Consider the following 20,404-nt stretch of genomic DNA (forward strand, 5'->3'; position numbering starts at 1 on the left):
ACTAGATTCCGCTTTGTTTTCGGAGTATTTACCATTTGACCCAAATCCCAAAAGTCCCTAGTCAAGAGTCAGCAGTCAAAAGCTAATGACCAATGACCAATGACCAATGACTAATGACTAATGACTAATGACTAATCAAACCACAGCCGCAGTCGGGGCGAGTTTTTCTTTCTGTGACATAGACAACATCAGGTCAATCACACGATTTGAGTAGCCCCACTCGTTGTCATACCAGGCAATTACCTTGAAGAAGTTGGAATTCAACTCAATCCCAGCACCTGCGTCAAAGATGCTGGAATGAGTATCACCTTGAAAATCTGTGGAAACTACTTCTTCATCTGTGTAGCCCAAAATACCCTTTAGTGAACCTGCGGCAGCCTCCTTCATCGCAGCACGAATTTCCTGATAACTGGTGGTTTTGGCTGTTTTGAAAGTTAAATCTACTACAGAGACATCGGGAGTCGGAACTCGTAATGCCATCCCAGTTAACCTGCCCTTCAATTCTGGTAAAACCAATGCTACGGCTTTCGCTGCGCCTGTGGAAGAGGGAATAATATTTTGGGATGCACCGCGACCACCCCGCCAGTCTTTCTTGCTGGGGCCGTCTACAGTTGGCTGAGTCGCTGTCATAGCATGGACTGTGGTCATCAACCCTTCAGTCAACCCAAAGTTATCATTAATGACCTTAGCTATGGGAGCAAGACAGTTTGTAGTGCAGCTAGCATTGGAGACAATGATATCCTTGCTAGGGTCAAACAGTTGATGATTGACACCCATTAACAGGGTAGTAACTCTATCTGGATCTTTGGTGGGAGCGGAAATTACCACTCGCTTTGCACCTGCCTTCAGGTGGTTTGCAGCTCCTTCATAATCAGTGAAGAGTCCGGTAGCTTCCACTACATAATCTGCACCTAATTTTCCCCAAGGTAACTCTGCTGGATTCCTCACCGACACACAAGGAATAAAATGTCCGTCAATCAGGATGCCGTCTTCCTTGGCTTCAACCTTGTGCTTTAATTGACCGTGGGTTGAGTCGTACTTTAATAGGTAAGCGAGATTATCTGGTGGTACTAGGTCGTTAATGCCCACAAACTCAATGTTGGGATTATCGATGCCAGCGCGAAGTACAAGTCGCCCGATTCGACCGAAGCCGTTGATACCAACTTTCAATTTAGTCAAGATTAAAACTCCCGTTGTGGAAAGTTGAACAAAAGGAGAAAGTTAAAAGTCAAAATAGATTGCCTTTTACTCTTTACTCTTTGATCCTGACAGTCTCAGTCAGCTAAGGCATATTTACTTGGCATATTTTAAGGATTGGGCATGGGGCATTAGGAGTGCTGAGTGCTGAGTGCTGAGTGCTGAGTGCTGAGTTAGGAGTTAAGAGTTAGGAGTTTTGTTTATCTCCTTGTCCCCTTGTCCCCTTGTCCCCTCATCTCCCTGCCCCCCTGCCCCCCAATTCAAGTGGGTTGGACAAATCGCTTAATTTCACCACAGGCAATATAAGATTTGCCATCTGGTGCGGTTTTGACTTCATCAACGACGTAAAGCATTCCTTCTTCGCGCACCGATCGCGGAAAGCGCATATTCCAATCCGGTTCATATCCATCGGAAACCACTCTAGCACGTAGTTTACTGCCATCTTTGACACACTGAACTAAAATACTGTCCCCGACGCTGTCAGTTGTGGGCAGATCGGCAGCACTGGCAGGGCCTTTGGAAGCTTTACCTGTGTTAGCTCGATTGGATTGTCTAGGGGCAACGAAGACATCTGTTTCGCCGGGTTGAGCAAAACGGGTAATCTTACCACGTACCCGATAGAAAGTAGCATCGCTTGAGAGTTCCAATCCTTCAACGACATAGCGCGCTCCTTCGGCACGAATAGCACGGGGAAACTGGATGTTCTTGGTTGGATCGTAGCCTTCAGACATGACCTTGACCCGCAGTTTACCCCCTTCACGAACACAGTGCAATTCAATACCTGAACCGACTTCATTCACAATGGGCATAGCGTACACTTCATCGCCAGTAGTGACACCGCGACCTACCAAATCGCTGCGATTGCGCGTCATCGTTTGGTAAGTCTGATCCCGCATCTCTTTCCGTCCGGCATTGCCTAAAGCTTTTTGAGCAATCCGACCAGCGAAATATTCGAGCTGATCGATTTCTTCAGCAATTTCAAAATTCTCATTCAACCCTTTATCTCGCAAATCTTTCACAAGCGATCGCAGGGTTTGTTCAGCTTCCTGATGCTTGCCATGTTCAGCGAGATTAAGGGCAGTCTCTTTGGCTTTAGCAATGGTAAGGCGACTCAGTTCCAGAATGATATGGCTTGTAGCAGCAAAAGCTGCTTCCTCAACAGTGCCAACTTTGGCGACGACATCTATAGTACCTGAAACGCTTTGAATCCGGTCATCTTGCACAACATCAGCGCTGTAATGCAGTTTCATCACAGGTAAATCACCAACTTGAGCGCTTGATATCCCCAGACTCAAACCGAGAAGTTTGTCCTCATCCTCGTAAAGCTCTCCTAAAGAGATGACAGTTTGACTGGCGTCATTCTGGCTAACTTGAGCCAGACTCAAGGTATCAACCAAGCTGACACCATCTGCCAATTCAAGTGTCACCTTGAGGTTTTGTCCCACTACTGCTCTTAAACTATCTAGCTCAATACTAAACACTTCAGTTGCTTCATCGATGCTCTGAATGAAGTAGAAGTTGCCTGTGGCTGCCCTTGCCATTCCAATCAGCAGGTCTTCGTTGAAACCCTGAGCAAAACCTAACGTAGTTGTGATAATGCCTTCTTCAGCTTTTTGCCCTGCTGTCGCCGTCAGGATTTTGGGGTCTTGAATGCCCATATTGGCGTGACCATCGGTAAGCAGGAGAACACGGTTGATTTTTTGGGGATCGAGTCGCGTCTTCACGTGTTCGCAGCCTTTGAGCCATCCCCCCGATAAGTTGGTAATACCGCCTGCTCTCACCTTGCGGATGGAATTTTTCAGTGCGGCTTTGTTAGTCACAGGCTGGGGTGACACAACGCTATCCACTTCATCGTCGTAAACAACTACTGAGAGAATGTCATCTGGCTCAAGTCGCTCTACCACAGACTCAGCGGCTTTGAGTGCGTGATGCAAGGGAGCGCCTGCCATAGAGCCGGAACGGTCAATTACAAGCGAAAGGTTAAGGTTACGTCGAGGAGATTTAGCTATGTCGGCACGAAAACGTAGCAGAATATTTGTCTTTAATGAAGATCCTGCGGCGAGGATAGACTGGTCAAATTCGTAACTTGTCTTAATCATTTTTTATATTCCTCAAACTTATATTTTCAGCTATAAGCCTTGTGATACATAGATAGTAAGGGCTTTATTTAGTTTACCCAGAAATAATTTTATTCAGTATAAAAATGGTATTTAATGTAAAATTTTATAGTTTTAGTATTTCCCCAGCGTAGACAAAGCCCGTCGTAGACATTCTCGGCTCTCCAGTAGTGAAAGGCGATCGCACTGGTCACTATTGCGGGAAACTGTAAGCAGATATATTAAAAGAGGAGAACCGAATGAGTTGGACTAAAGTTCTTGCAGTCGAAGCACTTTCCCCTGGTGCGCGAGAAGTGGTGAAAGTTGGCAACCGAAAAATTTTGCTTTTGAATCACGAAAGTCAGCTTTATGCTGTAGATAACAACTGCCCTCACTTAAAATTACCGTTGAAAAGTGGGAAAATCACTGAAAGTGGGGCAATAGTTTGTACCTTCCATCGCAGTGCCTTTGACCTGCGGACTGGTGAAGTACAAGGATGGTGTGCCTGGCCACCTGGTGTAGGTAAGGTACTCTCGTTGGTTTCACAACCAAAAACACTGCCAGTATTTCCGATTCGTGTTGAAGAAGGCAGTATCTGGGTTGATGTCCAAGAGGAATAGCACCCTCTGCTGAATTGATACCGTTTCTTCGTGAAGCTGCATATTTTTACCCCCAGCTACGCCGTCTCCCAAAGCATGAGAGGATTAACAAGAGGGTCTTTCATGTGCATCTTGATACAGAATTGGTATTATCCAAACAGTGCTAAGTAAAAAAACAATAAAAACCCCAGCCGATAAGTTTAGCTGGGGTTTTTATCAAAATTTACCTATTCCAGAGAGATAGGAATCATTGAATAAGAAAATAGAACATCTTCTCAAGCAGTTGGAACACTTTGCTGTGATGTTATGTTGGGTTAGTTGTTGCCATTGCCAGCTTCTATAGAAGCTGTAGCACTTTGAGATTGGCCTAAATTCACTTTAAAGACTTTGCTTTGTTCTTGCTCCAGTTTGGGTAAATTCAAAATTAAAATCCCATCTTTCAAGTCTGCTTTAACTTTTTGATTCTGAACTTTGGTTGGCAGAGGAATTACTCTCGCGAACTTGCCATACCGGAATTCCGAATGAACTTTAGCGTTAGATTGGGAATGTTTTTCGTAACGATGCTCACCAGCTATCGAAATTGCATCTTGAGTAACTTGAATATCCAAGTCTTTAGCTTCCACGCCTGGAATCTCAACTCTTAATAGCAACTCTGAACCATTATCATGTAATTCAACCGCAGGAACCCACGCTGTTCTCGGTGATGCAGAAATCTCGGAGTTATCGCGCTCGGCTGCTGTCAGCTCAGAGAATAGTTGATCCATTTGACGACGCAGAATTTCCATTTCACGGAATGGTTCCCAACGAATGAGTGCCATATTTTAATCTCTCCTTAACTTTCTAATTCAATCTTGGGTAATCAAACAAAGTTTTAGAGGTATTTTTTAGAGAGGAGCTTTATTTGCTTTGTTTCTTCTCTCTAGTAAGTAATTTAATAAAAGAAGAATCTCAAAATAGTTGGGTAAACCGTACAGCCATAGGTTGGATTTACCGTATCAAATAAAAAAAGGATGAAAAGCTTGAAAATATTGAATGTCAAGGAAGTAGGCAATCGTAAATTACCAAATACAAGGTATCACTGGGGCTGAAGGAGACAGTGCGGTGCACGGGAACGCCTGCATAAAGCAACTGTTGTCCGCTTGAGTCGTTTTTCATCCCACCCCTAAAGGACGTAGCATCTTGAAAACTTTTTGGATTTTCAAGATGCTACTGGTGGGCTTTCAAACTTCCCACTATTTCTTGTAATGTAAATTTAATTAAATTCGCTTGTAGTCAGAAGTTCTAGCCCGATCTCAGGGTTAGATTGACAAAGACGCTGGACATAGCTTGCCGTATGAAGACTTGCTAACGCTTTTGGCGTCTCCCCAATGCGAAGGGCTACGATGTGGACACAAGTAGAAAAAAGCTTGATTTCGGATTGTTCTTAGATTTATCTCGTTCTCATACAGAGCATGGCAATGGCTGATTGGGGGCTGCTGTCTCCAGTCAGAGATTGAGTCAGAGACTCAATGAATGCATTCCCAGTCGGAGACTGGGAACGAGTCAAGCCTCATCAACCTAAATTTTTAGGACTTGTATGTACACCGTAGCTTTGGCTGTTTGGGATTCTTCGGATTTAATTAAGTAATCAAGCAGACATGATATGAACAGTTATCTTGCTTGATATGCAACTTTTATATACACCCAGCGCTGAAGTATAGTTGTAAGCGAGGATGATTTTATTTACAATCCGGTGACAGAGTTTTGCTTTATGATTTCATGTTCAGTTTTATTCCAGAAATTCTTCCTGATTTAAAATTAACTTAGTAACTGATATGGATGCTCAAAAAATAAAAATTTTATTAGTTGATGACAACTTAGAAAATTTACATTTTTTATCACACATCCTTCAAAACCAAGGTTATCAGGTAGAAAATGTCATTTCTGGGCAATTGGCAATCAAGACGGCACTCGTTTTTCCCCCGGATTTGCTTTTGCTAAATGTTCTCATTATAGAGAGGGATGATTATCAAGTATGTCAATATCTGAAAGCTAACGATGAAACTCAAGATATTCCGATAATTCTTTTCGGAATTATCGATGATTTATTTGAAAAAATAAACATTTTAAATTTAGGCAATGTTGACTATATTACTCAACCATTCCAAACTAAAGAAGTTTTATTACGCGTCCAAAATCAACTCAATGTCCAAAGACTGAAAAAACAGTTAAAAGAAACAAATGCCCAACTGCAACAGGAAATTCAAGAGCGTCAACGACTTACAGTTGAGTTAAATATTCGCAACAGACAAATAGAAGATATTTTTAAAGAAATTCCCGTTAGCATTAGCAAAGCCTTTTGTAGAGAAGTTTATCAAAGCGAACGCCTGGTAGTCGAAGCCGCCCTGAAGAAGAGTGAAAGTCAGTATCGGCTTTTAGTGGAGACATCCCAGGACATGATCTGGTCGGTGGACATTGATGGACTAATTACCTTTGTCAATCCAGCAGTCAAGCAGATTTATGGCTACGAACCGCAAGAAATGATCGGGCGTGCCTTAATTGATTTCATTTCTCCTACACAAGTTGTTCAAGATAAAGTAGCCTTTGAGCGTGTTCTTCAGGGAAAGTCTATCTTTCAGCATGAAACTACCTGTGTAGCTAAAGATGGTACTTTACTTTATCTAATGTTGAATGCGATCGCATTACGCAACGAAGACGGTCAAGTTATAGGCATGACGGGCACTGCTAGTAATATTACGCAGCGTCGAGGTGTAGAAAAATTACTTCGAGAAAGCGCGATTAAGCTCCGCAATCATAATCTCGTGCTCACACAATTGGCACAAAATCAAATACTTTATCAGGGTGATTTGAAAGCAGCCTTGGGTAAAATCACAGAAACATCTGTCAAAAATATTGGTGTAGAAAGAGCTAGTGTCTGGCTGTATGACGCAACAGATATAAAAATCCAGTGTTTCGATCTATTTGAGGGCAGTCGCAATCAACATAGCGAAGGACTTTTCTTATCAGTAGCAGACTATCCAATTTATTTTGCAGCTTTGCAGCAAAACCAATCAATCGCCGCAGATGATGCTCATACCGATCCCAGAATTAAAGAATTTTCTGCCTCTTACTCAAGATTAAACATTACCTCTATCCTCGATACACCCATTAGGCTGGAGGGAAAGACCGTAGGAGTTTTATGTTTGGAGGCAGTGGAAGTTACTCATCATTGGACGCTAGAAGACCAAAATTTCGCTCGCTCTCTGGGTAATTTAGTATCCTTGGTATTGGAGGCAAAAGAACGCCAACGCGCAGAAGCAGCACGACGGGCTTCTGAAGAAAAGTTAGCATCAGCCTTTCGGTCATCTCCCGATCCAATTGCCTTAATTACTGTTCAGGGCAAACGCTACATCGAAGTAAACGACAGCTTTTGTCGGTTTTTTGGTTATTCTCGCTCTCAAGCGATCGATCGCACCGATGAAGAATTGCATATTTGGGTGAATCCAGAAGAATATAATTTTCTCATCCACATTCTGCAACAAGCAAAAGCCATCCGCAACTATGAAATTGATGTCTGCACTTCAACAGGAGAAATTAGGACAACACTGTTGAGTGCAGAAATGATCGAGATTGATGGGCAATGGTACGTACTGGGAACCACTAAAGATATTACTGAACGCAAACAGGCAGAAAATGAAAGCCGTTTGTTGCTGTTGACAACCCAAGCTATCACTCGCGCTAGCGATGTCAACAGCGCCTTAGCAGTGGTCTTGCGCTTAATTTGTCAGACCATTGGCTGGGATTTTGGTGAAGCCTGGATACCTAATGAAGATGGTACTGTTTTAGAACACAGTCTGGGTTGGTACGGAGAGGAGAGCAGCTTAGAAGAATTCTGCCAGCAAAGCCAAACTTTGAAATTTGCTCTGGGAGTGGGATTACCAGGAAGAGTTTGGCAGAGTCAAGAACCAGAATGGATAAAAGATGTTTCTAAAGTTACAGAACCAGTTTTCTTGCGTAGGTGTAGCCCGCCGCAGGCATCGCCACAAGCCGCCAAGGTAGGATTCAAAGCTTGTTTTGGTGTTCCCATACTGGCTGGGAACCAAGTATTAGCTGTTTTAGTGTTTTTTAAACGTAGCTCAGTATTGGTAGATCGGCGTCTGCTCTTGCTAGTCAGCGCTGTTGCGGCTCAATTGGGTGGGTTGATTGAGCGCAAAACCTTAGAACAAGAATTAGCGCTCAGAGAAGCTCGTCTCAATGCCTTTTTTAGCAGCGCTCCCGTCGGTATGAATATTGTAGATAACCAACTGCGGTTTGTGCAAATTAACCAACTGTTGGCGGAGATTAATGGACTACCCCAGCAAGCTCATATTGGCAAGACCATCCATGAAGTTTTACCCAACATCGCCCCTTTAGTAGAACCAATTTATCAACAAGTTCTAATAACTGGTCAACCGATTATTAATCAAGAATTAAGCAGCACATCAATCAAACAACCAGATATTATCCGCCACTTCTTAGCTTCTTATTTTCCGATTGTAGGTGAAGGCGATCGCCCCTCTGGTGTTGGCACAGTTTTAGTAGAAATTAGCGAATTACATGCAGCCCTACGCGAACGCAAACACGTCGAACAAGAACTGCGTTTAGTCAACGAACGCCTACAATATCTGCTCACTTCTAGCCCTGTAGTCATTTATAGCAGCAAAATATCAGAGAATTTTAGCATTACTTTTATCAGTGAAAACGTTAAAGAAATGGTGGGCTATGAAGCGCAAGAATTTATCGATAACTCCAGTTTTTGGCTCGATCGCGTCCATCCACAAGATATTAAACTGATCTCGGAAAAATTTTCCCACCTTATTAAGCAGGAGTACATTTCTTACGAATACCGTTGGTTACACGCTGACGAAACTTATCACTGGTTCTACGAAGAGATGAGGTTAATTCGTGACGAAGCGAATTCCCCGATCGAATGGGTTGGTTATTGGGCAGACATTAACGATCGCAAATTGGCAGAACTGGCTTTGCAATCAGGTCAGCAACGATATCAACTTCTAGCTGAAGCCTCACCAGCTTGTATATTTCATACTGATGTAGATGGCAATGTTTTATATTTTAATCAACGCTGGAGTGAAATTACTGGATATAGTTTAGAAGAATCTCTGGGAACACATTGGGCAAATGCCGTACATCCAGACGACCGCGAGCAGCTATTGTTAGCATGGAATCAAGCAACAGCTGCTAAGTCAACCTATAAATACGAACATCGTTTTTTGCATGATGATAGTACAGTAGTCTGGGTAATTTGTCATGCTTTGCCAGAATTTAGAGATAACGGAGAACTTAAAGGCTACATCGGTACAATTACAGATATTACCGAGAGAAAATTAGCAGAAGAAGCCTTGCGTGAGAGTGCAGAGCGAGAAAGAGCGATCGCGCAAGTGATTCAAAGAATGCGCCAAACACTGGATTTAGAGACGATATTTGCAGCGACAACCGAAGAATTGCGCCAAGTACTAAACTGCGATCGGGTTGTTGTTTATCGTTTCAATCCCAACTGGAATGGCGAATTTGTTTCGGAATCGGTGGGTAACGGTTGGATTTCTCTTATAGAAGAACACAACAACGATCCTCATCTCACAGAAGGTGTTTTACAAGATGGGCGTTGTCTAGCGAAAATTTTGGATAGCGCCGATAATCAAGTGGAATATCCCGATCTGCAAGTAACCCCAGGTGCGAGTTTCATCTGTGTTTCAGACATTTACAACGCTGATTTTCATTCTGCTTATATCAACCTCTTAGAGCGCTTTCAGGCTAAAGCCTACATTATTGTTCCGATTTTACACGGTAGTCAGCTTTGGGGGTTGCTGGCGAGTTATCAAAATTCCGATCCCCGCCAATGGAAACCAGGAGAAATCAATATCGTAGTTCAAATTGGCAATCAGTTGGGTGTTGCTTTACAGCAGGCACAATTGCTAGCGCAAACTCAAAGGCAATCACAAGCATTGCAAGAAGCTGTGATCGTTGCTGATGCTGCTAATCGTGCTAAAAGCGAATTCCTGGCCAACATGAGTCACGAACTGCGTACTCCACTTAACGCCATCCTCGGTTTTACCCAAGTCATGAGCCACGATCGCGATTTATCAACTGAACATCAGCAAAATCTAGCAATCATCAATCGTGCTGGCGAACATCTCCTGAATTTAATCAACGACATTTTGGAAATGTCTAAAATCGAAGCTGGCAGAATAACCTTAAATCTCAACAGCTTTGACTTAATTCGCCTCTTGGAAAACCTTGAAGAGATGTTGCGCTTCCGCGCCACCTCCAAAGGATTGGAATTGGTCTTTGAATATACATCTCACCTTCCCCAATACATCCAAGTTGACGAAAGTAAACTACGTCAAGTCTTACTTAACCTCCTGGGAAATGCAATCAAATTTACCGATACTGGCAGGGTAACACTGCGGGTAGGGATTAGGGAGCAGGGGAGCAGCACTTCGACTACGCTCAGTGACCGAGGAGCAGAGGAGCAGGAGAGAAATCAATTCAAAATTCAAGTTGCGCTAGAAGCGCACCAAAAGTGCGACTCAAAATTCAAAATTAAAGAACTTCTGCCTCCTGCCTCCTGCCCTTCGGGTTCGCCAGTTCCCCCTCTCGACAGAAGCCAAGATGGGGACTGGACTCACCTCCTGCCTTCTCTTTCCCAATGCCCAATGACGGCAGTTGCTCCACTTGGGGAAAGACCGCACTGCCTCCCCAATGCCCAATTCCTAACCTTCGAGGTACAAGATACTGGCCGCGGTATTGCCCCACAAGAAATTGACTTGCTCTTTGAAGCTTTTGGGCAAACTGAAACCGGAAGAAAATCGCAACAGGGAACAGGACTAGGTTTAGCAATTAGCCGCAAATATGTGCAACTAATGGGAGGAGATATTAGCGTCACTAGCACTATTGGCGAGGGAAGTAAATTTACTTTTGATATTCAAATTGGTTTAGCCATAGCCAGCGAAATCCAGATTGAACAAACTAAACCCCAAGTTATTAGTTTAGCGCCTGCTCAAAGTGAATACCGTATTTTAGTGGTTGATGATTCCACAGACAGCCGTTTAGTGTTAAAGAAAATTTTGACATCTATCGGTTTTGCAGTCCAAGAAGCAATAAATGGCATTGAAGCGATCGCACTTTGGCAGACATGGCAACCACATCTAATCTTAATGGATATGCGGATGCCAATTATGGACGGCTACGAAGCCACAAACCTAATTAAAACTAAAGAAGAAACCTCAAACCAAAATACCGAATCCCAAATTCCAAATTGGAAGACAATTATTATTGCCTTAACTGCTAATGCTTTTGAGGAACAACGAGAGGCAATAATCAAAGCGGGTTGCGACGATTATATTAACAAGCCTTTCCGCGAGGAAGAATTACTAGAAAAGTTGAGCGAATATTTGGGAGTTCAATATATTTATCAACAAGAAAGCTATCAGCTAACAAACTTAAAGCAACAAAGACCAAAATCAATATTGACGCTCACGGATTTAGTGAATCTATTATCTGAAATGTCCCCTGAATGGGTGAAACAGTTATATACTGCCGCAGCTCAATGTAGTGATGACCTGATTTTAGAATTAATTGAGCAAATCCCTTCAGAAAATGCTGTACTGCAAAATTTTATCAAGAATTTAGCTCATGATTTTCAGTTTGAGAAAATTATGGAATTGACGAGTATTGCAGGAGTGTTATCCAATTAATACAAATTGATTTACTAGTAAGTTCGTAATCAGGACTTTAGTCATTCATTTTCTAAGAAACCATTGTCACAATTAAGCTTAACGCCAAACCCCTTGTCCGTCGGGAATTTTAATTCCCGCCTCATAGCGAAAGTCATCTTTATATGACTAAATATCGCCAAAAATCTCCAGTCTACTTCTGTAGACTTAAGCTAAAAGCCTGAAAATTTATTTTCGGGTGGGGATGTCAGCCAACAGATAAGCTATTTCCAGCTAAAGTTGACACATATCAGCAATGCTGTGCCCCTACAGCGTGGTCTATTTACCTGAAAAATAGCTGTAATGATAAGTCTTTAACCGGACACGATATGACTACTCTGGCTATCGAGAAGTTGAACTAGATAAAGAGAGTTATAGCAGATTTAAGTCGATCTAACAATCGCATTTTCTTGAGAAAGAATATCAAAATTGTAACAGTATCCTTTATTCCGTTTAAAAAATGGCTAAAAGGCTACACAATCATGTAATCTATATATTTATCAAGAAAGATTATCAATTCGATGATTGAAATACTGTGAAATATTGATATTATTTATTGAAAAAACAACTAGTAGTTCGCCAAGTTCACTTGGCGGGGGAAAGGGGAAAGGGGAAAGGTTTTAAATCCCTTACCCTTTACCCCTTGCCCTTTACCCCGCCCTCACAAGCGCATTTTTGGGTTGGCAAACCACTAGCCAAGCAGAGCGTAATATTTTCAAATTACGGCAGGATCATGATAAAAGCGACTACAGTGTCACCTAGAGGATTGAAACAGCCACAAACATCAGCCTTATTTGGTCTGGTTTTAGGGCTATGTATACTGCTAATTTGCTTGGTGTACAGTGTGACGCTAGGTGCAATAGAAATACCTTTAGACAAAATTTTGACATCTTTTATAACCTCTGATGGTGACTACGATCGCTTAGTTATTCAGACCGTGAGATTACCGCGATCGCTAATTGCTATTGTTGTAGGTTCAGCCCTTGCTGTATCGGGAGCATTGATGCAGGGTTTGACACGAAACCCCTTAGCAGACCCAGGTATTTTAGGTATTGAGTCAGGAGCCGCCCTGTTTATCGTGGTGTCAACTTTTGTTTTTGGCAGTTCATCCCCAAGTATTTACGCTCTTGTGGCCTTTTTGGGTGCGGGATTAACAGCAGTGTTAGTTTACATTCTTGGTTCTCTAGGACGGGGAGGAGCCACCCCACTGAATTTGACGGTAGCGGGAGCGGCGTTAACTGCTCTGATTTCTTCCTTCACCACTGGTATCCTCATTGTCAGTCAACAAACACTCGAACAAGTGAGATTTTGGTTAGCTGGTTCATTATCTGGTCGAGATTTTAATTTATTCTTACTACTACTGCCTTTCATCAGTATGGGATTAGTATTAGCTTTTACCCTCGGCAGACAAATTACCACTATGAGTCTAGGTGAAGATGTCGCTAAAGGCTTGGGCCAACAGACAGCTTGGATCAAAATATTTACCGCTATCAGCGTAGTTTTACTAGCAGGAAGTTCCGTTGCCCTTGCAGGGCCAATCGGCTTCATTGGTTTAGTCGTTCCCCATATAGTGAGATTTTACATTAAAGCCGATTATCGTTGGATATTACCTTATTGTGCAGTTTTGGGTGCTATTTTACTGTTGGTTGCAGATATTGCTGCCCGTATATTGTTTAAACCACAGGAGTTACCTGTAGGTGTAATGACAGCAATAGTTGGCGCTCCTTTTTTTGTCTATCTAGCTAAGTCAAAGGTGAAAAAATGAGTTTTGATTGGCTAGTCATTCGTTCCCAAGCGATATCTTTCCGCACCGACCGACGTGTACCAGTCATACTGTTATGTTTGGCAGTAGCGATCGCAGTGGCGATGGTGATGAATATAGGGCGGGGTGAATATCCAATCTCGCCTTTGGATATCGTGAAAACTATATTGGGTTTAGATACAGGAAACCCAGACCATGTATTCGTGATTCAGAATCTGCGTTTACCCCGCACCCTTGTAGCTTTTATGGTGGGAGTGGCGCTGGCAATTTCTGGCACTATCTTCCAAGGATTGACACGCAATCCATTGGCTGACCCAGGTATTATCGGCATCAATGCTGGGGCGAGTTTGGCGGCAGTTACAGTAATTATACTATATCCATCAGCACCGATTTATACCTTACCTCTATCAGCCTTTGCTGGTGCATTGCTGATGGCGATTTTAATTTACTCGCTGGCTTGGAATAACGGTAGTTCTCCGATTTTACTAATTTTAATGGGTGTTGGCTTGTCTGCGATCGCTAGTGCCATAACCAGCTTGATGATTACCTTTGGAGAAATTTATGATGTTAGCAATGCTTTGGTTTGGTTAGCTGGGAGCGTCTACGGCCGGACTTGGGAGCAAGTCTTTTCTTTGTTACCTTGGTTAATTATTTTTGTGCCAATGGCTTTGACACTAGCAAGGCATTTGAACGCTCTTAATTTAGGAGATGATGTTGCCAAAAGTTTAGGTAGTCAAGTGGAATGGCAACGTGGTTTACTCGTACTGGTAGGTGTAGCCTTAGCAGGTGCAGGAGTCGCCACCGCCGGAAATATTGGTTTTATTGGTTTAATCGCACCCCATTTAGGACGACAGTTGGTAGGTGCAACCCATGAAGGCTTGATTCCTACTTCCGCACTTTTGGGGGGAGTGATTGTTGTGATGGCAGACTTGCTAGGAAGAACACTATTTGCACCTATCGAACTTCCTTGTGGGATTGTAACTGCTGCTATTGGCGCTCCTTATTTTCTTTATTTATTAATTCGTAATCGCAAAAAATAAAGCTGGTAAATATCACCTATGAAAGGACTCTCAACTAAAAGTCTGTCTTTAGCTTATGATGGGGCGCTGATTATCCGTGACCTAAATTTGGCAATCCCGGCTGGACAAATTAGTGCTTTAGTTGGTGCTAATGGTTGTGGGAAATCAACTTTGTTACGAGGTCTGGCAAGATTGCTTCAACCCCGTGGCGGTACAGTCTATCTTGATGGAACGTCTATTTTTAATCTTTCTACCAAAGAAGTAGCACAGCAGTTAGGTATTTTGCCCCAAGGACCAGTAGCACCGGAAGGGTTAACAGTGCAAGATTTAGTAGCACAAGGACGTTATCCTTATCAAAATTGGTTACAGCAGTGGTCAGTAAAAGATGAAAAAATCGTGCAGCAGGCACTCTTAATTACAGATTTGTTGGAATTGGCAAATAGAGCATTAGATACTTTGTCTGGTGGACAACGACAAAGAGCTTGGATTGCAATGGCGTTGGCGCAAGATACAGATATTTTACTTTTAGATGAACCGACTACTTTTTTAGATTTGGCGCACCAGATAGAAATTTTGGATTTGTTGTATGAGTTAAACCAAAATCAGAGACGGACAATTGTGATGGTACTGCATGATTTAAATCAAGCGTGTCGTTATGCTGATTACTTAGTTGCAGTCAAAGATGGTCGAATTTTTGCTGCTGGGGAACCAAAGCGAGTGATGACTCAAGAAATGGTTCAAGAGGTTTTTGGGTTGGAGTGTCGGATTATTCCTGATCCAGTGGTAGAGACGCCAATGTGTGTACCGATAGGACGCAAGGGAAAAGTAAATAATAAACAAATTTACTTAAATTCCTAATTCGATTTCTACTAGAGATATTGCTCTCATCAATCACATAAGTACAAATTATAAACAGTCGTGACAATCACATCAAAATCTTCTAAAGTATCTAAAAATCGAACAAACTCAGCCCAACCTTTACAACGTTTGCTCAACTATGGTAGCCAATATCGTCAACAAGTTTGGCAGGCAACATCATGTTCTATCATCAATACAATTTTAGATTTAGCACCACCGTGGTTAGTTGGTATTGCAGTAGATATTCTCGTGGAAAAGCAAAATTCTGTATTTGCCAAGTTGGGTGTAAAAGATGTATTTTGGCAATTTTTATTGCTTTCATTTATCACTATTATTGTCTGGATACTAGAATCAATTTCTGAGTATGCGTATAATAAAATTTGGCGTAATTTAGCCCAAAACATTCAGCATAATTTACGCTTGGATGCTTACAATCATGTACAAGAATTAGATTCAGCTTACTTTGAAGAAAGTAGCACTGGTGGTTTAATGTCAATTCTGAATGATGACATCAACCAACTAGAAGATTTTTTAAATTTTGGAGCCAATCAAATTATTAGTATAATCGCCTCAATTATTATTTTAATTGGTGGTAGTTTTTTAATTTTACCTGTATCTATAACTTTGGTAGCAATGTTGCCAATACCATTTATTATTTGGGGTTCCTTTACATATCAAAAGCTTCTGGAAGCTCGTTATGCTGAAGTGCGAGAAAGGGTAAGCTTTCTAAACTCACGGCTAGCAAATAATATCAGTGGTATTACCACAATTAAAAGTTTTACTGCTCAAAATTATGAAAGCGCTAGACTGGCAGGAGAAAGCGAAGCATATAGAAAAAGTAATGCCAAAGCAATTAAACTTTCTGCTGCATTTGTGCCCTTAATTAGAATGCTAGTTTTAGCAGGGTTTACAGCTTTATTATTTTGGGGAGGAATGGCAACGTATGCTGGTAAGATATCTATTGGTAATTACAGTGTTTTACTCGTTTTAGTACAGAGATTGTTGTGGCCCTTCGTAGAATTAGGAGAAATATTTGACAAATATCAAAGGTCAATGGCTTCTACCAAGCGGGTCATGGATTTATTAGATACTCCTATCAACATTACGGCGGGAGAGAAATCTTTACCTATTGAGCAAGTGCGTGGTGAAATAGACTTTAAAGAAGTTACTTTTGCTTATCACAATAGAGAGCCAGTAATTAAAAAACTATCTTTACATATACCCGCAGGTAAAACGATCGCTATTGTTGGTTCTACAGGTTCTGGTAAAAGCACTTTAGTTAAATTATTATTGCGATTGTATGATATTTCTTCTGGAGCGATCGCTATTGATGGTATTAATATCCAAAAATTAAATCTGGATGATTTGCGTCGCAGTATTGGTTTGGTCAGCCAAGACGTATTTTTATTTCATGGTACTATTGCTGAAAATATTGCCTATGGTACTTTCGATGCTACCGACGAACAAATAATTGCAGCTGCGAAAATTGCCGAAGCTGATGATTTTATTATCCGCCTACCCCAAGGTTATGAGACAATAGTCGGAGAACGGGGTCAAAAATTATCTGGTGGACAACGCCAAAGAATTGCGATCGCTAGGGCTGTTCTAAAGAATCCACCAATTTTGATTTTAGATGAAGCTACCTCAGCAGTAGATAATGAAACTGAAGCTGCTATTCAGCGTTCTTTGGAACGGATTACTGTAAATCGAACGACGATAGCCATAGCCCATCGTCTTTCCACTATCCGCAACGCTGATTGTATTTATGTGATGGAATATGGAGAATTAGTGGAATCGGGAACACACGAACAATTGTTAGAGAAAAATGGGATTTATGCTGGTTTATGGAACGTGCAGTCAAGGATGAAATAAAAAGTAGGGTGTCAAAGTGATATTTATCCCGATCGCAAAAACATATACAGCAGTTCCTGCTATTGTGAGGTACGTATTTAGTGCTGAAAGGGTCTAAAACCAGGGAGTGTGGATGCACAGAGACTGTACTTCATAACAGCAGGAAGTGCTGTATTACCAAAGCTATGATTTTACAGGCGGAATTTGCGCGAAAATCGCAGACTGTAAAAGCTCAGGAAGCTGTTCCCATGCTAAAACTCCTTTACGGCTCTTGATATACAGTTGCATAAATTCTAATAATGCTGCTGGGCTATCTTCTGGGGTAAGATTAAGAAAAAGATAGGTGGCTTTGTTATGGCTTGATACAGATACAACACAGCCTTTACTACAAGCCCATAAACATCCAACAGGCTGAATTTTAATTTCATCAGACGGAAATTGTTCGACACATAAAGTGTTTAGTCGATCAATTAAAATAGCACCATCAAAAGGCGGATTTTCTGGTCGTTCTTCAGATGAACGGTGACAAGACTTGCAGACTAATAGCGTGTGTTTGGTCATTTGGATTCAGGGGTGTTGACGAGATATTTAAAGAGATCATCAATTACTGCATCAGTTCCAAGCATATTTGTCGCAGCCCATGACATAAAATCAACATAATAAACATGATTCTCTTGAACAGCTTTAAGGGTTTTCCAAAGTGGCTCTCGTTGTTTATCTTCAAGAAATTAGACTTCTTGCAGAAGTCGGTAAAAGGGGAAGGGGAAAGGGGGAAAGGTATGTTATTTTCGCTTTCCCCTTTAACCTTTTCCCTTTTCCCACCTCTTGCAAAAAACACTTTTGCAAGAGGTCTATTGATTGTCACCCCTTGAATAAGTTGTCACAAATAAAATATCGCCATCTGCTTTTTCTAAGGGACTTCCAAAGAATAAATTGTCCCAAAAATTAATCTTTTGGCAGTTAATCAATAATGATAATCATTATTAAGGGGAAGAGAGCGGCAGCCGTCGGCTGCCGCTCTCTTCCCCCCTTTGTAAGCATGAAAAAATCTACACTCGCACGAGCAAGCCGCAAAGTGAAGTTATGTTTATTTAAGACTATAAAGCTGTAAATTACTATTTATAACTTACGTTTTGGCAAAATTAATATCAATAAACCAATTACCCAGATTGGGAAAAAATTCGTTTTGAGAATGAGTCAAACGCTCAATTTGTTTCTCAATTTCCGACATAGCTTTTTTTGTGAGTTTCACTCCGGTGGCGTAAGTTTGAGTAACTAACTTAACAATTGGATGTTTACCCTTCCATGTCATACTAGCAGCCAAGTTTAAAGCCGTTTCTATTTCATCTAAGATGCTGCCGTTCCAATGATTTTCTAATACTGCCCATGTTCTTTCTATGGGATTATATTTGCTATGGTAAGGCGGATAGTAAGCTAAACGTATATTCAATGAGTATTTCTGGGCAAACTCTACTATACGTTTCATAAACTGGGTGCGTCGAGAACTATTCTCTGGCCCATTATCTTGATTGAGCAGTAATGTTTCAACGTGAGAAAAACGATGTTTCTCACTCATCCAAAAATCCTCTAAAATATCAACTATAAAATCGCTTGTAACTTTCGATTCCGTAAAATATAAAAAAAGTTCATCAAGCTCTGGAAGGAATATCCCATAAGGAGTTACGGTTGTTTTAGGATGATAATCATGGTCATCAGCTTCGACCTTAGCCCGGCTTTTACCTCCTCGGTCAAATGAGCTAATTTTGACGCGAGCTTTTCCATCCAGCGACAGACGCAAGACACTTCCGTCAGAAGATGCATTTTGATTTACTATATCTAGTTGCTCAAAGATTGCGTCGGTTTGGGGAATTTTTTTTGAGGTTGAACTTTAGCTACTCGTCTCAAGTTATAGCCTAAGAGGTTCAGTTTCAGACGAATCGTTTCTGACGTAGGTAAATCTTCATTCCTATAATCATACTTTTCTATTAATTGCTTTCTCACTTCGGTAGCACAGAGACGAGTATATAGTCTTTGACTTTTAAAAGTTGGGTCTGTCTGGCTTTGGGAATCTACTAAATTTTTGATATCTTCTAGGAGATTTGGTAAATGTAATTCTGCTTTATAGCGACCTTTTGCGCTCATATTGTCAATACAGGTAACACCACTAGTTAATTCTTTCATCCCTTTACGGATAGTACCTCGATTCCATCCTAATTCCGATTCTGCAAGTCTCTGTCCACCTACACCCAAACCTTGGACTGTTGACGCTATAAACTTACGTTTTGCAGCACCTTTTAATTGAGATGCTGTTTGTTTTAATAGTTGTTTCAGTGAAGAAGTTAATACTATAGACACCTCTGCTGCACCCAAAAATTCATCATTACTGAATTTACTACAAAAAGGAGGGGAGAAAGCGGCAGCCATCGGCTGCCGCTTTCTCCCCCCCCTAAAATGATTATCATTATCTTAAATGGGATGTTTTATTTTTTGGAAGTCCCTTAATTCCTCTAGGGAAATAGGAAATGCTCCATAAGGTGAATCCATATGTTTTTTATAGGGCATATGTGCATAATTATTTGCCCACCCTAAAAATGCCTGTAACGACGTTCCTAAATCTTGTCCTGGAATAATGTCTTGTGGCCAGGCGGCTGTTTGTAAATTGCCACAATCACATATACAGGTATGGCGTTGATACTCAACTATTTCTATGGGACGTTCTACTAGTTGCGCTACCGCTTTGTCAAGTAGAACGATACAGACTTGCTGCTGATGTTATGAAGGCTTTGATTGGTTTCTTGAGCGTGATTGCTGTAGAACTTTTGCAATTGACTTACCTACATCGTACCCAGCCTTTAGCACCAGCCATTGAAATTCTCAATCCCCTTCAATTTTGCGTTTTGAAAGCTAAATCTCCCAGATAACCCAAGGTGTTAACAGTTAGTTGGGCTGTTGAAGCGTTGGCGTTCGCGAAGCGTCTCGTAGAGAAGCCCGCACTTCGAGTGAGCTTCAGTGACCACCGTAGGCATCGCTCGTTTAGGGGGTTACTTGGAACATCGACATAAAACGCCTATTGATATCCAGGTACTGTAGCGAGGTTGGTTAAAATTACACGACCTCTGTGAGGGGTGGAAGCTTGCTAGAGAGACTTAACGGGAAAAGTCAGAGCCAAAATCTCTCCGCTTCCTCGATCGACTCCCAAATGCAACTTCCGCCACGTCCGTCGTTTACCTACCCCATGTGTGCGAACTTTCCATTATCCTTCACCATACAC

At 41.6% G+C, this 20,404-nt stretch carries 11 protein-coding genes and 3 pseudogenes; 7 read left to right on the top strand and 7 right to left on the bottom strand.

What is annotated here, in order from left to right; genetic code table 11:
* Positions 1-135: 135 nt before the first annotated feature.
* Both gap and NSTC731_RS35245 read right to left on the bottom strand, forming a co-directional pair.
* Positions 136-1,179, bottom strand: coding sequence for a type I glyceraldehyde-3-phosphate dehydrogenase (gene gap / locus NSTC731_RS35240; protein WP_445628992.1), 1,044 nt, complete (start codon positions 1,177-1,179; stop codon positions 136-138).
* Between the two features lie 278 nt (positions 1,180-1,457).
* The gene (locus tag NSTC731_RS35245) at positions 1,458-3,296 is read right to left on the bottom strand and encodes a vWA domain-containing protein (RefSeq protein WP_445628993.1); all 1,839 of its coding nucleotides are present in this window, start codon (positions 3,294-3,296) and stop codon (positions 1,458-1,460) included.
* Positions 3,297-3,553: 257 nt separating this feature from the next.
* On the opposite strand from NSTC731_RS35245, the gene NSTC731_RS35250 reads away from it, so the two are divergent.
* Positions 3,554-3,913 (top strand): Rieske (2Fe-2S) protein, encoded by a 360-nt coding sequence (locus tag NSTC731_RS35250; protein WP_334934083.1) that lies wholly within the window; start codon positions 3,554-3,556, stop codon positions 3,911-3,913.
* Between the two features lie 293 nt (positions 3,914-4,206).
* On the opposite strand, the gene NSTC731_RS35255 is transcribed toward NSTC731_RS35250, so the two are convergent.
* Positions 4,207-4,710 carry an Hsp20/alpha crystallin family protein gene (locus NSTC731_RS35255; protein WP_445628994.1) on the bottom strand — a complete coding sequence of 168 codons (504 nt, stop codon included), beginning with the start codon at positions 4,708-4,710 and terminating at the stop codon, positions 4,207-4,209.
* 996 nt (positions 4,711-5,706) lie between these two features.
* Here NSTC731_RS35255 and NSTC731_RS35260 point away from each other — a divergent pair.
* From NSTC731_RS35260 to NSTC731_RS35280, 5 genes are all read left to right on the top strand, one after another.
* The gene (locus NSTC731_RS35260) at positions 5,707-11,625 is read left to right on the top strand and encodes a PAS domain S-box protein (RefSeq protein ID WP_445628995.1); all 5,919 of its coding nucleotides are present in this window, start codon (positions 5,707-5,709) and stop codon (positions 11,623-11,625) included.
* A 751-nt stretch (positions 11,626-12,376) separates the two neighbouring features.
* Positions 12,377-13,408 carry a FecCD family ABC transporter permease gene (locus NSTC731_RS35265; protein WP_445628996.1) on the top strand — a complete coding sequence of 344 codons (1,032 nt, stop codon included), beginning with the start codon at positions 12,377-12,379 and terminating at the stop codon, positions 13,406-13,408.
* A complete protein-coding gene (locus NSTC731_RS35270; protein ID WP_445628997.1) occupies positions 13,405-14,445 on the top strand; it encodes a FecCD family ABC transporter permease in 1,041 nt (346 codons plus the stop codon). The genes NSTC731_RS35265 and NSTC731_RS35270 overlap by 4 nt, the downstream gene beginning before the upstream one ends.
* 18 nt (positions 14,446-14,463) lie before the next feature.
* Positions 14,464-15,282, top strand: a complete 819-nt coding sequence (locus NSTC731_RS35275) for an ABC transporter ATP-binding protein (protein ID WP_445628998.1) — start codon at positions 14,464-14,466, stop codon at positions 15,280-15,282.
* A gap of 60 nt (positions 15,283-15,342) precedes the next feature.
* Positions 15,343-17,154 (top strand): ABC transporter ATP-binding protein, encoded by a 1,812-nt coding sequence (locus NSTC731_RS35280; RefSeq protein WP_445628999.1) that lies wholly within the window; start codon positions 15,343-15,345, stop codon positions 17,152-17,154.
* A gap of 162 nt (positions 17,155-17,316) precedes the next feature.
* On the opposite strand, the gene NSTC731_RS35285 is transcribed toward NSTC731_RS35280, so the two are convergent.
* The 3 genes and pseudogenes from NSTC731_RS35285 to NSTC731_RS35295 all read right to left on the bottom strand — a co-directional run.
* On the bottom strand, positions 17,317-17,694 hold the full coding sequence (locus NSTC731_RS35285) for a DUF1636 family protein (RefSeq protein WP_322711383.1): 378 nt from the start codon (positions 17,692-17,694) through the stop codon (positions 17,317-17,319).
* Positions 17,695-18,259: 565 nt separating this feature from the next.
* Positions 18,260-19,482 (bottom strand): ISAzo13 family transposase gene (locus NSTC731_RS35290; protein ID WP_445632172.1). Its coding sequence is split into 2 segments (ribosomal slippage): positions 18,260-19,002 and positions 19,002-19,482, totalling 1,224 coding nucleotides; the frame shifts between segments, so codons are not numbered across the junction.
* A gap of 189 nt (positions 19,483-19,671) precedes the next feature.
* A pseudogene (locus tag NSTC731_RS35295) lies at positions 19,672-19,869 on the bottom strand (IS66 family transposase); the annotation flags it as partial.
* A gap of 5 nt (positions 19,870-19,874) precedes the next feature.
* On the opposite strand from NSTC731_RS35295, the pseudogene NSTC731_RS35300 reads away from it, so the two are divergent.
* A pseudogene (locus NSTC731_RS35300) lies at positions 19,875-20,220 on the top strand (hypothetical protein); the annotation flags it as partial.
* Between the two features lie 79 nt (positions 20,221-20,299).
* Here the strand turns inward: NSTC731_RS35300 and NSTC731_RS35305 are convergent.
* Positions 20,300-20,404, bottom strand: a pseudogene (locus tag NSTC731_RS35305) (IS5/IS1182 family transposase); the annotation flags it as partial.

The organism is Nostoc sp. DSM 114167 (assembly GCF_052692655.1).

Excerpts from the sequence above, each read along its gene's own strand:
- NSTC731_RS35245 (WP_445628993.1), bottom strand. The coding sequence starts at position 3,296 with ATGATTAAGACAAGTTACGAATTTGACCAGTCTATCCTCGCCGCAGGA.
- NSTC731_RS35250 (WP_334934083.1), top strand. The coding sequence starts at position 3,554 with ATGAGTTGGACTAAAGTTCTTGCAGTCGAAGCACTTTCCCCTGGTGCG.
- NSTC731_RS35255 (WP_445628994.1), bottom strand. The coding sequence starts at position 4,710 with ATGGCACTCATTCGTTGGGAACCATTCCGTGAAATGGAAATTCTGCGT.
- NSTC731_RS35260 (WP_445628995.1), top strand. The coding sequence starts at position 5,707 with ATGGATGCTCAAAAAATAAAAATTTTATTAGTTGATGACAACTTAGAA.
- NSTC731_RS35265 (WP_445628996.1), top strand. The coding sequence starts at position 12,377 with ATGATAAAAGCGACTACAGTGTCACCTAGAGGATTGAAACAGCCACAA.
- NSTC731_RS35270 (WP_445628997.1), top strand. The coding sequence starts at position 13,405 with ATGAGTTTTGATTGGCTAGTCATTCGTTCCCAAGCGATATCTTTCCGC.
- NSTC731_RS35275 (WP_445628998.1), top strand. The coding sequence starts at position 14,464 with ATGAAAGGACTCTCAACTAAAAGTCTGTCTTTAGCTTATGATGGGGCG.
- NSTC731_RS35285 (WP_322711383.1), bottom strand. The coding sequence starts at position 17,694 with ATGACCAAACACACGCTATTAGTCTGCAAGTCTTGTCACCGTTCATCT.